This window comes from Aeromonas piscicola, assembly GCF_000820005.1.
In the GTDB taxonomy this organism is placed as follows: domain Bacteria; phylum Pseudomonadota; class Gammaproteobacteria; order Enterobacterales; family Aeromonadaceae; genus Aeromonas; species Aeromonas piscicola.
The window spans coordinates 41,312-55,757 of sequence record NZ_CDBL01000069.1; the positions used below are offsets into that span (position 1 = coordinate 41,312).

General features: G+C 61.6%; 7 protein-coding genes and 1 pseudogene. 3 read left to right on the forward strand and 5 right to left on the reverse strand.

The annotated features are described in order from the left end of the window. The first annotated feature begins 212 nt into the window (after positions 1-212). The gene (locus BN1128_RS17130) at positions 213-1,394 is read left to right on the forward strand and encodes an aminotransferase-like domain-containing protein (protein ID WP_042870950.1); all 1,182 of its coding nucleotides are present in this window, start codon (positions 213-215) and stop codon (positions 1,392-1,394) included. Positions 1,395-1,471: 77 nt separating this feature from the next. Here BN1128_RS17130 and BN1128_RS26525 read toward each other — a convergent pair. Continuing rightward, positions 1,472-3,001 (reverse strand): annotated as a pseudogene (locus BN1128_RS26525) (EAL domain-containing protein). A 312-nt stretch (positions 3,002-3,313) separates the two neighbouring features. Between BN1128_RS26525 and BN1128_RS17140 the strand changes: the two are divergent. Then, positions 3,314-4,219 carry a TIGR01777 family oxidoreductase gene (locus tag BN1128_RS17140; protein WP_042870951.1) on the forward strand — a complete coding sequence of 302 codons (906 nt, stop codon included), beginning with the start codon at positions 3,314-3,316 and terminating at the stop codon, positions 4,217-4,219. Positions 4,220-4,304: 85 nt separating this feature from the next. On the opposite strand, the gene BN1128_RS17145 is transcribed toward BN1128_RS17140, so the two are convergent. Next, complete coding sequence (locus BN1128_RS17145) at positions 4,305-6,752, reverse strand: ABC transporter permease (RefSeq protein WP_042870953.1); 2,448 nt, start codon at positions 6,750-6,752, stop codon at positions 4,305-4,307. Next, positions 6,749-7,474: an ABC transporter ATP-binding protein gene (locus BN1128_RS17150; protein WP_042870955.1), complete on the reverse strand. Its 726-nt coding sequence runs from the start codon at positions 7,472-7,474 to the stop codon at positions 6,749-6,751. The genes BN1128_RS17145 and BN1128_RS17150 overlap by 4 nt, the downstream gene beginning before the upstream one ends. Before the next feature lie 163 nt (positions 7,475-7,637). Between BN1128_RS17150 and BN1128_RS17155 the strand changes: the two genes are divergently transcribed. Continuing rightward, entirely contained in the window at positions 7,638-8,237 is a 600-nt protein-coding gene (locus BN1128_RS17155) for an arylesterase (RefSeq protein WP_042870957.1), read from the forward strand. Positions 8,238-8,320: 83 nt separating this feature from the next. On the opposite strand, the gene BN1128_RS17160 is transcribed toward BN1128_RS17155, so the two are convergent. Both BN1128_RS17160 and BN1128_RS17165 read right to left on the reverse strand, forming a co-directional pair. Continuing rightward, positions 8,321-9,265 (reverse strand): chemotaxis protein CheV, encoded by a 945-nt coding sequence (locus BN1128_RS17160; RefSeq protein WP_042870959.1) that lies wholly within the window; start codon positions 9,263-9,265, stop codon positions 8,321-8,323. A 318-nt stretch (positions 9,266-9,583) separates the two neighbouring features. Then, positions 9,584-14,446, reverse strand: a 4,863-nt coding sequence (locus tag BN1128_RS17165; RefSeq protein WP_042870961.1) for a type I secretion C-terminal target domain-containing protein, incomplete at its 5' end; no start/stop codon positions are given.

Consider the following 14,446-nt stretch of genomic DNA (forward strand, 5'->3'; position numbering starts at 1 on the left):
GCAACTCGTCAATGGCGCGCGCGGGCCCGGCACCAATTCAGGGCTTTTTTGCGCTCCACGGCCGCCCCCGGCCGATAAAATTCGGGCAGGTGCCAAACCTGCCCTTTTTTATCGATTTTTGTTACAGCCATTGCCTCATTTTTTAAATCTGATACAAACGGATAACTTGGCGGTCGAATGGAGCGACCGCTCACCACGCCAGAGAGAATCCTATGCAGCCGTTTTTTGCCCAGCGCTTCGAGAAGGTAGAGCCTTCCTTTATTCGCGAGATCCTCAAGGTCGCCGCCAATCCGGAGATCATCTCCTTTGCCGGTGGTCTGCCCAATCCGCACCTGTTCCCGGTCAAGGCCATCGACCAGGCCTGCCAGGACGTGCTGCGCGAGCAAGGGGCCGCCGCCCTGCAGTATGCCGCCACCGAGGGCTTCGCCCCCCTGCGCCAGTACATAGCCGACCGCTATCTGGCCCGCCACGGCATGCGCGTCAACCCGGACAACATCCTCATCACCAGCGGATCCCAGCAGGCGCTGGATCTGCTGGGCAAGGTGCTGATCGACGAGGGCCAGGATCTCATCATTGAAGAGCCGGGTTACCTCGGCGCCATCCAGGCCTTCTCCGTCTATCAACCCGCCTTCAAACCCATCACGCTGGGGGAAGAGGGACTGGATCTGGCGGCGCTGGATGCGCTGCTGGCCAGCGGCTCCAACGCCAAGCTGCTCTACGGCGTGCCCAACTTCCAGAACCCGAGCGGCGTCTCCTACAGCCGCGCCAACCGCGAGGCGCTGGCCGAGCGGCTGGTCAGCCACGAGCTGCTGATGGTGGAAGACGACCCCTATGGCGAGCTGCGCTTCGAGGGCGAACACCTGCCCCCCATCGCCAAGCTGGCGCCGAACAATACTGTGCTGCTCGGTTCCTTCTCCAAGACAGTGGTGCCCGCCTTCCGGCTGGGCTGGATGCTGGTGCCGGACTGGCTGCGCAAGAAGGTCACCATCGCCAAGCAGGCTACCGACCTGCACAGCAACGCCTTCAGCCAGCAGGTGCTGCACCGCTTCCTGATCGACAACTCGCTGGATGCCCATCTGGAGAAGATCAAGGAGGTCTATGGCCGCCAGCGCGCCGCCATGGAGGCCGCCCTGGCCCGTCACTGCCCGCCCGGCGTGACCTACACCAGGCCGGAAGGGGGCATGTTCCTCTGGCTGACCCTGCCCGCCAGCGTCAGCGCCATGGCGCTGTTTGACGAGGCAATCAAGGAGAAGGTGGCCTTCGTGCCCGGCGCGCCCTTCTATGTGCGCCCCGAGATCCAGAACACCTTGCGGCTGAGCTTCTCCTGCGTGGACGAGGCCACCATAGAGGAGGGGGTCAAGCGACTGACCCGTGCCCTCGCCCGCATGCTCTGACGAGTCACGGCATGAAAAAAACCAGCGACCTCGGTCGCTGGTTTTTTTATGTCCCGCCCTGCGGGGAGCCGGAGCGCTCAGGCGCCAAGCGCGCTGGCGAACGCCTTCATCGGCATGGGACGGCCATAGAGATAGCCCTGCAGGAAGGTCACCTGACGCGCCCTCAGGTAAGCGGCCTGCACCTCGTTCTCCACCCCTTCGGCAACCAGCAGCAAACCGAGCCGGGTCGCCAGGTCAATGACGTTCTCGACGATGTGGCTGGAGAGCGCGTCCGAGCCGATCATGCCGACGAAGCTCTGATCGATCTTGAGAAAGTCGACCTGGAACTGCTGCAGATAGGTGAGGCTGGAATGGCCGGTACCAAAGTCATCGATGGCGATGAAGACCCCCAGCTGGTGCAGCTCGGCAAAGAGCCGGTCCGTCACCTCGTCCGCCACTATCAGCTCCCGTTCGGTCAGCTCCAGCACCAGCTTGATGGGGTTCTCACGAAACGCGTTGATGAAGTCGCGGCAATCCGCCACCAGGCTCAGATCCTTGCAGTGGCTGGCGCTGATGTTGAAGCCAAAGTGAAATCCCCTGGGCAGGGTATGCACCATACCGGCAAACTTATCGCGCACCTGCTCCATCAGTAGCCGGGTCATGGGCACTATCAGGCCGCTGTCTTCCGCCAGCGGAATGAAGCGATCCGGCGAGATCAGTCCCTGACGGGGATGCTGCCAGCGCATCAGCACCTCGCAGCCGCACCAGTGCGCGTCGTCACCCGTCACCACGGGTTGCAGATAGGGAATGAACTCCCGCTGATCCAGCGCCCGCCGCAGCTCTTACGAGGGGGACGTCGAGCGGCCGGTCAGCCAGAATACGCCAACCCCCACCAGTATGCCCAGCAGGGGATAGATGATGATGCTGGCCTTGGAGTAGTGCCAGATGTGGCTGCCGTACTCATCGTGAGACAGGTCTGTGACCACCCGGTATTGATACTTCTTCGATACCTGTTCCAGATAGCCTTGTGTTTTGGGCGGGATCTCCTCGCTCACTATGCCGCTGGCCAGCATGACCTGCGACCCCACCACCAGCGCCAGCGGCGAATTGCGGCTCAGCATGTCGAGAATATTATGCAGATAGTAGCCATCCACCCCGACCAGCACGCTGTAATCCCCCACCGCCTGCCGATAGACAACCAGCGGCCGATCCGGCGTCACCGGGTTGCCCCGCATCAGGTCGAGCTGACCACCGGCATAGTCGGCCAGCGCAAAGGGGCCGCTATAGGCGCCGTAGAGGGAAGAGCAATAGATGGTCTCTCCCCTGGCCAGGTTGACGGTGCGCACATCCGGCACAGTCGCCACCTGATCCCGCAGCCCCTGTACCACCTCGGCGCAAGGTCGCCCCACACCGCCCTGAACCATGGACGCAGCCTGATGGGCATTGTCCAGGGTACGGTCAAACATGCGTCTGGCATGCAGCAGCCGCTCCTCGGCATCCTGCTTCATGCCAGAGAAGGTCTGCCATGAGATGATCAGCACCCCCAGCAGCACGGGAAGCAGACTCGCCAGCAGGGATGCCCCCAGCCGGGTGTAGAACTGGCGTAACCTTAAACGACGAAATGGCATGGTCATCCTCACGGCAACGGCGAAAAAGCGGGCAAGTCTACTACTCTCCGCCCCCCTGACAAGTCATTCTGATACAGGCAACAGCAAGAAAGTTTGGCCTGATTGGCACCGAACCTCGTCGAAACAGGGCTTGCAGCCACATCTTCAACGGCTCTGGAGCCTGACATCCTTGCCTCGCCCCCTCACCCCCAGGCACGGTTCAGGCCTGGCTCACCTCTGCGCTGTGAAGATTATAATCTTTGCAAAAACAGTTGCTTGTTCATCTTGCGCCAGCCCACTAGAGTAGAGCCAACAGCGTCAGGGAGTCTGGACATGAAAATACTGATCACGGGAGGAACCGGTTTTATCGGCCGCCGTCTGGTGGCCCATCTCAAGGTCAACCACGAGGTGGTGGTGCTGACCCGTCAAGGGAGCCGCGCCTATGAACTGCTCGGCCACGACGTCAAGCTGCTCGACAATCTGGATCGGCTCGACGACCTCAACGACGTGGATGCCGTCATCAACCTGGCGGGAGAGCCCATCGCCTCCGGACGCTGGAGCGAGCAACGCAAGCAGCTGCTGTGTGACAGCCGCTGGCTGCTGACCGAACAGCTGGTCGATCTCATCAAGCTCTCCAGCACGCCGCCCAGAGTGCTGATCAATGCCTCCGCCATCGGCTGGTATGGCAGGCAGGGGGATGCCCCGCTGGACGAGCAGTGCCAAACGCCCCACGACGAGTTCACCCACCAACTCTGCCAGCAGTGGGAAACCCTGGCCCGCGAGGCCCGCAGCAACCGCACCCGGGTCTGCATAGTGCGCATCGGGCTGGTGCTCGGCACCGATGGCGGCGCCCTGCCCAGGATGCTGACCCCCTATCGACTCGGCCTCGGCGGCCCCATGGGATCGGGCCAGCAGATCATGAGCTGGATCCACATTCAGGATCTGGTGCGCGCCATGCTGTTCCTGCTGGAGCACGGCGAGTGTGACGGCATCTTCAACGGCACGGCGCCACAGCCGGTCAGCAATCGCGAGTTCAGCCAGCGTCTGGCCAGCGCCCTGCATCGACCACACATCTTCTTCGTGCCGGTCCCCCTGCTGCAGCTGCTGATGGGCGAGGCGGCCGACTTGCTGCTCACCGGCCAGAAGGTGCTGCCCGCTCGCCTGCAAGAGGCCGGCTTTCACTTCACCTACCCAGACCTGCCCCAGGCCCTCGCCAATCTGTTGAGTTCTCCCCGCTAACCAGGCAACCGGATAGCAATCAGCCCGGCCATTGGCCGGGCTGATCCGTTATTGCGCCTCGCGGCATCCGCGCAGGATGGTGTGATTACAACAGGCCCTGACCCAGACCACGCAGCCGATCGCTCAGGGTGCCCGCCAGCAACTGGCGCTGCATGCCCTGCCCCGCCAGCGTCACCAGCAGGGCGCCCAGCAAGGGCAGGCCAGCCCAGATGGCCCAGTGGAACTGCCACTGCCCCTCGAACCACCACCACTGCAGACCGAAGGAGCAGAGCTCGACCACCATGGCGGCGCACAGCCCCGCCAGCAGACCGCTGGCGACCAGCTCCCAGCGCAGCATCTTCTTGAGCAGCTCGCTGCTGGCCCCCAGGGTGCGCATCAGCAACAGCTCGCGGCGGCGGTGGGCCATGCTGGCCTGGGTCTGGGTCAGCAGCACCAGCAGCGCCGCCACCGTCACCAGCCCCAGCATCAGCCCCAACGCCCGGCTCACCTGCTCAGACACGGCCGTCAGCCGCACGATCAGATCGTCCACATCGATGAGGCTCACTGTGGGGTGTCTGCGGATCAGCTCCACCTCCGCCACCCGCCCCTGCTCCGGCAGCCGATAGCTGCCGAGCCAGGTCTGGGAGAAGGGGGCCAGCACGTCCGGCGAGAAGATCATGTAGAAGTTGGGCCGCATGTTGTCCCACTTGATGGCCCGCAGGCTGGTCACCTGCGCCTTGAAGCTGCGCCCCTCTATGGTGAAACCCAGGGTATCGCCGAGCGCTATGTCGAGCCGCTTGGCCAGATCCTTGTCCACCGACACCTGGCCGGGGCCATCCAGCCAGCGCCCCGCGGTCAGGGTATTATCCGGCGGCAGGCCGGTGGTGGTGGTGAAGTTGAGCTCGCGGTTCACCCCTTCACGGCCATCCTCGTCGCTGTCTCGCACCGCCTCGCTGGCGATGCTGACCAGCCTGCCCCGCACCATGGGATAGAAATCCGAGGTCAGGGCGCCAGCACCGTGCAGATCGGCCAAGATCCCCTCCCGCTCGTGGTCGGCTATGTTGACCAGAAAGCGGTTGGGGGCATCCGCCGGCAGGCGGGCGGAAAACTCGTCGAGCAGGTCGACCCGCACCGCCCACAGCAGACCGAACAGCATGAGCGCCAGCGCGAAGCCCGCCAGCTGGAACAGGCCGCTGCCGCGCTCGCGGGAGAGGTGACTGATGGCCAGACGCAGCGCATGGGGGCCCTTGACCCGGCGACCAAACCGCAGCAGCAGGGAAGCGATCAGCGCCAGCAGACCCATCAGCAGGCCCATGCCGCCGATCAGCCCCAACGCCAGGGTCACATCGGCGGTAAAGCCCCACACCAGACCAAACAGGCCGAGCAGGGCGACCGGCAGAGCCAGCCAGGGGGGAATGCCCGCCTCCAGCTCGCGGCGCAGCACCCGCAGCGGTGGCACCTTGAGCAGACGCAGGAAGGGTACGAAGGCCAGCAGCAGGGTGATGAAGAAGGCAACCGCCAGACCGAGGGCAAAGGGTCGCCACGACGGCGGTGGCAGATCGGCCGGCAGCAGGTTGCCCAGCAGATGCAGGGTCAGCCACTGCATGGCACTGCCCGCCACCAGACCGATGAACGCCCCCGCCAACGTCAGGGAGAACAGCAGGGTGCCCATCAGTTGCCAGAGCGTGCGACGGGAAGCCCCCAGCGTCTTGAGCAGCGCCACCATGTTGGTCTGGCGCTCGGCGAAGTGGCGCACCGCTATGCCCATGGCCAGCGCCCCCAGCAGCACTCCGGCCAGGGAGGCGAGCCGGAAGAAGCGCTCGGCATTGGCCAGTGAACGCCCCACCTGGGAGCCCTGATCGTCCGGCTTGATCAGCTTCTGCCCCGCTTTGAGCTTGGGCCTGAGCCAGCGCTCATAGCTGGCAACGTCCTCGCGTGCCCCCTTGAACAGGTAGCGCCACTGCTGACGACTGCCTGGCAGCAGGGCGCCGGTCGCCTCTATGTCGGCACTGTGGATCAGGGCCCTGGGCGCCAGCAGGAAGGGACTGAAGCCCTGATCCGGCTCCTGCCCCAGTTCACCCGCCACCTTGAGGAGGGTGTTGCCCACCTCCAGCTCATCGCCAATTTTCGCCTCCAGCAGCTGCATCACCCGGGCCGAGAGCCAAATCTCGCCGGGTGCCGGCGCGCGCTGAGGGCTAAGCTCCAGCTTGCCGTAGAAGGGAAAATCGCTCGGCACGGCCCGGATGGAGGCCAGCTGCAACGCATCGCCATGAAACAGCATGCTGTTGAAGCTGACCGTGGTCTGCACCGACAGGCCCGCTTTTTCCGCCTGCTTGAGCCAGGCGGCCGGGGCTGGCGTGGCGGAACGCAGCGCCCGATCGGCGCCGATAAAGTCACGCCCCGAGGCCTTGAGCCCCGCATCCAGCCGGTCCGCTACCAGGGCCACGCTCAGCACGCAGGCCACACTCAATGCCAGCGCCAGCACGAACCAGCGCAGCTCGCCGTTGAAGCCTTCCCGCCGCAACAGCTTTACACCCAATCGCCACCGACTCATAGCAGCTCCCTGACTCGGGAGGCCGCGACGGTGCCGGATGCTGGCGCATCGGCCTCCAGTCGCCCCGCCGCCATCACCAGTTGCCGCTGGCAACGCTGGGCCAACTCGTGGTCATGGGTGACCACCACGAGCGTGGTGCCGTGCTCGCGATTGAGCTGGAACAAGAGTTCGATCACCGTCTCCCCCGTCTTGCTGTCCAGATTGCCGGTCGGCTCATCGGCCAACAGCAAGCTGGGCCTTGTCATGAAGGCACGCGCGATGGCGACCCGCTGCTGTTCACCGCCGGAGAGACGCGGCGGCAGATGGTGCAGCCGCTCACTGAGCCCCACCGCCGCCAGCAACTCGCGTGCCCTCGGCTCGCAACGGGTCTCGCCACGCAGCTCGGCGGGCAGCATGACGTTCTCCAGCGCGCTCAGGGTGGGCAGCAGCAGGAAGGACTGAAAGATGAAGCCCACCTGCTCGGCACGCAGGCGGGCGCGGCCCTCTTCGTCCAGCTGCACCAGCGACTGGCCGAGGATCTCTATATCCCCCTGGCTCGGCAGATCCAGCCCGGCCAGCAGCCCCAGCAGGGTGGATTTGCCGGAGCCGGAGGCCCCGACCAGCGCCAGGGTCTCGCCGGTATTGACTTGCAGGTCGATCCCTTCAAGGATGGTGAGGCTTTCCTGGCCCAGGCGAACGGTTTTGCCCAGACCCTTGACGACAATGATGGGAGTTGAACTCATGATGCGTTTCCTGTTTACCCGGGTCAAAAAGTGGGGAGTGAACCCGTGATGTCTATCCTGCTCACCCAGGCAGTGAATGACAATGCATGCCGGGTGTTGGCATCATCACACGTATCCCCTTTGCCCGGGTCCTTGATGACAATGAATGATGGGAGTTGAATGCATGACACGTTTCCTCTTCGCCTTGTGTTGCCTGGTTTCATCGGTACAGGCCCAGACCCTGCTGGTGCTGGGCGACAGCCTGAGCGCTGGCTATCAAATGCCGGCGGAGCAGAGCTGGCCTGCCCTGCTCAATCAGAAATGGCAGCAGCAGGGCGGCGAGCACCAGCTGGTCAACGCCAGCATCAGCGGTGAGACCACACAGGGTGCCCTGACCCGCCTGCCCGCCCTGCTCAAGGAGCATCAACCGGACTGGGTGCTGATCGAACTGGGTGGCAACGACGGGCTGCGCGGGTTCGCACCTGCCATCACCCGTGACAATCTGACCAAGATGGTGGCCTTGACCAAGGCGCAGCAGGTGAAAACCGTGCTGACCCAGATCCAGCTACCCCGCAATTACGGGGCCCGCTACCTGCGCCAGTTCGAGCAGATCTTCCCCGAGCTGGCTGCTGCCAACCAGCTGCCGCTGATGCCCTTCTTCATGGATGATATTGCGCTGCGCCCTGAACTTATGATGAACGATGGTATCCACCCCACGGCCGCAGCCCAGCCGCAGATCCGTGACCGGGTCGCCAGCTTTATCGAGCCCCTGCTGACCCAGTAACGTCCCAATCGCATACGCAGAAAAGAGCCCTGTCGGCCCAAAACAAAGATCCCGCCGAGGCGGGATCTTTGTTTGCATGAGCATCAGCGTTCCAGTATCTGGCGAAGCCGCTCCTGGGCCACCCCGACCAGCAGGTCTGGCTGGAATTTGGAGATGAAGCGGTCACACCCCACCTTCTTGACCATGGCTTCGTTGAAGTTGCCACTCAGGGAGGTATTGAGGGTGATGAAGAGATCGGACATGCGGGCATCGCTGCGGATCTCGTGGGTCAGCCGGTAGCCATCCATCTCCGGCATCTCTGCATCCGTGATCATCAGCAGGATCTCGTCAGTCACCTTCTTGCCCGCATCGCACCACCCCTTGAGCAGATTGAGCGCCTGCAGGCCATCCTGGCACTCGATCACTTCCAGACCCAGCTGACCCAGGGTTTCCCGCACCAGATTGCGGGCCGTGCTGGAGTCATCGACGATGAGCACCTTGCGACCATGCATCTCGGGCAGTATCTCCCGATCCAGCACCTCTTCCGAGATGCGGATGTCATAGGTGATGATCTCGGCCAGCACCTTCTCCACGTCGATGATCTCGACGATCTGGTCGACGCCGTCCTCGGGAATGCGGGTAATGGCGGTCAGATAGTTCGCCCGCCCGGCGGAGCGCGGCGGCGGCAGTATGTCCTTCCAGGTCATGTTGACGATATGGGCCACCTGCCCCACCAGGAAGCCCTGAATGGTACGGTTGTACTCTGTGATGATGAGGTTGGACTCGCTGTCGATGGGCATGGCGCGCATACCGATGGCGCTACGCAGGTTGATTACCGGGATCGAGGTGCCACGGATGTTGGCCACCCCGCTGATGTTGTGGTGCGCCCCCGGCATCTTGTTGAGATGGGGCAGCTTGACCACTTCCCGCACCTTGAACACGTTGATAGCAAACAGCTGTCGGGATCCCAAACGGAACATCAACAACTCCAGACGGTTCTCCCCTACCAGCTGGGTACGTTGATCCACTGAATCCAATATGCTCGCCATATAAAGCCCTTACGTCCGTTTCCCGAGTCTCGCCATAGTATAGAAGGGTCAGAATCCCAACACGACCCGTATTCTTATCCTATGTCGGCAAGATGATGACTGAACTTGATGAAAAAAAGCGAGATTCGGCTCAAGGCCGGACTCTCTTCACACTTATCAATAGCAAACTGGCCGCTCGACCGCACCCAGGGCTGCCTGTGTGGGGCACTTCCTTGATATCCGAGGCAAAAGCACCGCCATCAGCATCCATACCCCCGATAACCAGCCATAAAAAAAGCGGCAGATTGCTCTGCCGCTTGTTGCGCTGCCCTGACGGGATTACTTGTCGATATCCAGCAGATTGTTGCTCAGCATGTAGTCGATCACCTGGGAAGAGGTGGACGCCGCGCTGCCGGTGAGGCTGTCGAACGTGTGGTTCATCAGCACTATCTCCTGAGTCACCGGGGCCGTGCTGGTCTCCTTGACCTGCAAGTGCACCCCCTCGCTGTCCTGGAACACAGAGAGCAGGCTCTTCAGATCAGTCTGGTTGTGGGAACCATCGTGATCCAGCAGATCGCTCAGATCCAGCTTGTCACCCTCAGCCTTGGAGAAGTCGACCACGTAATCCTTGGCGATGGCGCCTGCCGTGGTATCCCCCTGCTGCCAGGTGAATATATCGGCCCCCGCATCCCCCTTGAGGATGTCGTTGCCCAGACCACCGACCAGAATGTCGTTGCCCAGACCGCCGCTCAGGGTGTCGTTGCCAGCGCCACCATACAGGGTATCGTTGCCGCTACCACCATAGAGCTGGTCATCGCCCAGACCGCCGAGCAGCATGTCGTCACCGGCACCGCCGAACAGTATGTCGTTGCCGGCACCACCATCCAGAATGTCGTTGCCACCCTGACCGAACAGAATGTCATTACCATCCCCGCCGATCAGCACATCCGCCTTGTCATTGGTGGAGGACTGATCGAAGTCGGCTGCATGGCCCGTGATGTAGTCATGAACCTGGGCATCGGTCACAGAACCGGCACTCAGCTTGCCAGCCACGTACTGCTTGATGGCCGCGTAGCCTTCTCCGTTGATACCGGCGAAGTGAACCGCATCACCGAACAGGATATCGTCACCGGCACCGCCATCGATCCGGTCACTGCCCGGCAAGTTGTTCACCGAAGTACCCAAGATAGCGTTGGCCAGATCGTTGGCAGACACGTTGGACTGCACGATCTGGTCACTGTCAAACAGCTTCAGGGTATCGATGGAGACGTTACTGCCAATCCCGATGGCCTCCAGCGTCACACCATTGGCGAGCAGGAGTGGCAACACGGCAAGTGCATTTTGCAACGCCCAATAATTGTTGTCGTAGGAAGTCGAAATCTCGAAGGTACCGTCCCCTTGCGCCTTCAGAGTACCGATGGGCATCGAGCCCCACTTGTTGTTATTGCCCTGCGACCACTGCTGAACCCTACCATTGGCATCGATCAGAACCCTGTTGCTGCCACCTATGTTGGCGTAGAAGACTTCACCCGGCACATAGTTGTTGACGTTGACGAACGAATCGAGACGCTCGTTGGTCTTCGTATTCACGATAGGATTGGTGTCTTCATAGTCGTAATAGGTGTTGGGGGCTCCATCGGTAATGAAGTATGCCAAGTTCTTCGAATTGGTGTTGTTCTTGGCTGTGTCGCTGTTGAACCAGTTGGAGGTAGTCTTGAGTGCATCCTCGTAGTTGGTCGCCCCACCATTCCAATAACTTCCATCCATGCTGTCGATCACTGTCTGCAGCTTGGTCAAGACATTCGGATCCTTCAGATCCACGCTGATGGACTTGTTGGCCTGACTGTCGAAGTCCACCAGGAAGATGTTGACCTTGCCCGCGCCCTCAGTTCCAGCACTGGTCTTGAGTGTTGCAAATACCTGAGCCAGCTGGCTCTTGATGGTATTCATGGCACTGGTGCCGATACTGCCCGAGCTGTCGACCATAAAGGCGATGTTGTAGTTCTGGCCTGGCAGCACAACGCTGCCGTCCAGGTCGCCGACCACGATATTGTGCTCACTGCCGTAGACGCGGTTTTGATCGCCCGGCTCCCCTTCGGTGGGGAGGAAGTAGCTCATGCGGATCGAATCCTGATCCGATGCGCTGCTGGTCTGGTCGGTCACCACCTCCTTGGCGATGGCCTCCACCTTGAGGTCAAACTGACCCGCATTGCTGCCCGGCACCCGCAGGGTCAGACCGGTCAGCTTGACGTCCAGCGCACTCTGGTTCCAAAGGCCAGTAAGCGTCAACTTGCCATCCGCACCGACGGTTCCCAGCGCAGTGCCGCCCTGATACAGGGTCGCACCACTCGGCATTCCGCTCAGCACCAGGCTGTCGAGCTGCTCACTGCCATCTCGATCGGCAAGGGAGGCACTGATCTCGAGGGGATAATCCACCACGCTGGGCTGTACTGCCGTCAAAGTGCCATCGGTCTGGTTAAACTGGTAGATACCGTCATCAAACTGAACCAGCTCGATATCGTAGAGCGACTTGCTGATGGTGGTGCCATTCTCCTTCACCAGGAAGTTGAAGCCGCCATCACTTCTGCGCTCGATGACATAGTTGGCGCGCGAGCCCATCAGTACGGCCAGGTCTGTACCTGCGCCGCCAAACAGGGTGTCACCACCCAGCCCGGCCACCAGAATGTCGTTGCCCACGCCGCCATCAAGCGTATCGCCCGAGACAGAGTTGCCACCGACCAGCACGTCATTGCCCAGGCCACCGATGAAGTGATCACCACCACCCTTCACGCTGACGATATAGTCGTTACCGTTGCCGCCCACCACCTGATCCGGGCTGGAGGTACTGTCGGTCAGGCTATTGGTGATGTCGAAGCTGCCCTTGTTGAAGTTGCCGCTCTGGAACGCACCGGTCGAGATACCGGACGACGGGTATTGGGTATAGAGCGGTATGCCATTGCCGGTCAGGCTGATATCCACCACAGGTTTGTCAGCCACGGCAGCGATGTCGATCACCAGCTTGCCTGAGTTGCTCAGGTTGGCACCGTCGCTGATCTGGTAACCCAGGCTGGCGTAGTCCCCTTGCTGGTTGCCCGTGGTCGCACCGTTGCCATTGACGGCACTGGTGCTGGATTCATTGAGACCGGGTACAAAGCGCAGATGGCCACTGTCGATATCAGCGTAGGAGATGAGATCCCCCGCCTTCACGGCAATCCACTGACCGGCCGCATTGAGATACTCCAGCTTGCCATTTTGCGGCAGGGTATTGATCTGCACGCTCAGATCAGACGCGGCCTGATCATCGCTGGCACCAAACTGGGACCACTTCAGTACCAGCGGCGTGTCTTCCGTCCCGGCACTGTGACCACCCGTGGTCACAGGAGCACGGTCGTTGTCGATGATGGTACCCGTGCCGTTCTGGCCACCCACGGTCACCGTCAGGGTCTCGTTCGCCTCGACCAGGCGATCGTTCACAGTCGGTATGGTCACGGTAAAGCCGGATACCCCGGCCGGCACAGTGATCTTGCCGGTGGCGCTGTTGTAGGTCACCCCATTGCTGAACTGGGCTGTGCCCCAATCAAGGCTGGAAGCCGGGTTGCTACCGCTGCCCCCAATGGCGAAGTCATACTGGGTAGCCTCCTGGGTCGCGTCAGACAGGGCCACCGTATGCAGCAGATTGCCGCCTTCCACTGTGTTCTCACTGGACACCGACTGCACTATCGGAGTGAATAGTGGCTTGGTCGCGAAAGAGCCCAGGCTGGAATCGCCATCCGCATCCACCACCTTGATCTGGAAGTCGATGTCGCCGTCTCCCAGCGGCCTGGACATATTCTGGTACTGGAAGAACTCCCACTTGCCGGTGGCCGGAGTAAATTCCAGACGGAACACCAGGGTGCCATCGCTGGCCTTACCTATCAGGGTATTGGCCGACTCCATGGTGGTGGTGATCAGCTTGCCGGTGGCAGTGGTCAGCCCGGTCTCGTTGGAGCCAAGCAGCTGCATATAGCCCTTGCCATCTGCCCCCCACTGCGGAGTGACGGAGCCGGAACCGTAAGCGATGGCTGGCGCCGTGGTGGCACCGAGGAACTCGATGCTCTTCACGGTGAAGTCGCTGTTGTCGGCGTACAGACCGTTACCATTGTTGGTGGCCTTGATGACCATGGTATCGAAGCCACCCTGCTGCACCTGGAAATTGCCCGCATAGTCGCCACCCGCAGCATTGGAGCTGAAGGTCTGGGTGCCGATCAACACGCCACCGCGATAAAACTCGACCACGCCGCTCTCCAGCTCGCCACCAAACATCTGGCTGAACTTGATATTGGCGCCATAGGCAACCTTGCCCGCATCCAGCTTGATGGTGAGCTGCTCGGAAGCCGAGGTGCCATTTGCAAAGTGGCGGAAATCAACTTCGTTGGGGAGGTTGTGATTGGGCGAGCCCACGCTGGAGACCCCCAGCCCGGAGCTGGAGCCATTGACATTGGCCGTGACCAGCGCCGAGCTGGTTGACGAGGCAAAGCCCAGCGCCGTGATGCTGAAGCCTGACACGTTCAGGGTCGTCTGATTGCTGCCACTGTACTTGGTCAGATCAAACAGGCCGGTCAGGGTGTCAGGAATATTGGTCTTGATGACGGATACGGCCGCGGCATCGCCAGCGATAGGCGCATCATCCTCGACTGTGACATTCAGCTTGCCTGTGGTCGTGCCATTGCTATCGGAGACCTTGACGTCCAGCTGGAACGACAGGGAATCCTCCTGGCCCTTGACCGGGTGGTCAAGCGGCGCCTTGAGGGTCAGATCATAGGCCCAATCGCCCTTGCCGCTGGCGTTCGGTGCGGTCAGTTTGACCTCGACCACCGCCTTGTAGCCGTCGCTTCCCAGAGTGCCGGTATAACCAACCAGCGTCTTGCTGCCGGCATCCCAGCTCCACTTCACCTCGGCGCCACCGGAGGTCAGCCCTGCCGGTCCACCCAGTGAAACAGCCACGCTGCTGCTGTCCACATCACCGACGGAGATAGTGCCAGACATGCTCTTGGCATCCGTGGTATCCGGGTTGCCACTGTTATCGACTATGCCGTTGGGCAAGCCCTCTTCGGAAACAGTTGCACCATTGGAGATAGACAAGGTTGGCAAGTCATTGGTGCCGTTGATCACCACTGTCACTGTGTGCGTGGTGCCATCCACTGACTGCACGGTGAAGTTCTC

Coding starts and splice junctions, on each gene's coding strand:
- BN1128_RS17130 (WP_042870950.1), top strand. CDS start 213: ATGCAGCCGTTTTTTGCCCAGCGCTTCGAGAAGGTAGAGCCTTCCTTT.
- BN1128_RS17140 (WP_042870951.1), top strand. CDS start 3,314: ATGAAAATACTGATCACGGGAGGAACCGGTTTTATCGGCCGCCGTCTG.
- BN1128_RS17145 (WP_042870953.1), bottom strand. CDS start 6,752: ATGAGTCGGTGGCGATTGGGTGTAAAGCTGTTGCGGCGGGAAGGCTTC.
- BN1128_RS17150 (WP_042870955.1), bottom strand. CDS start 7,474: ATGAGTTCAACTCCCATCATTGTCGTCAAGGGTCTGGGCAAAACCGTT.
- BN1128_RS17155 (WP_042870957.1), top strand. CDS start 7,638: ATGACACGTTTCCTCTTCGCCTTGTGTTGCCTGGTTTCATCGGTACAG.
- BN1128_RS17160 (WP_042870959.1), bottom strand. CDS start 9,265: ATGGCGAGCATATTGGATTCAGTGGATCAACGTACCCAGCTGGTAGGG.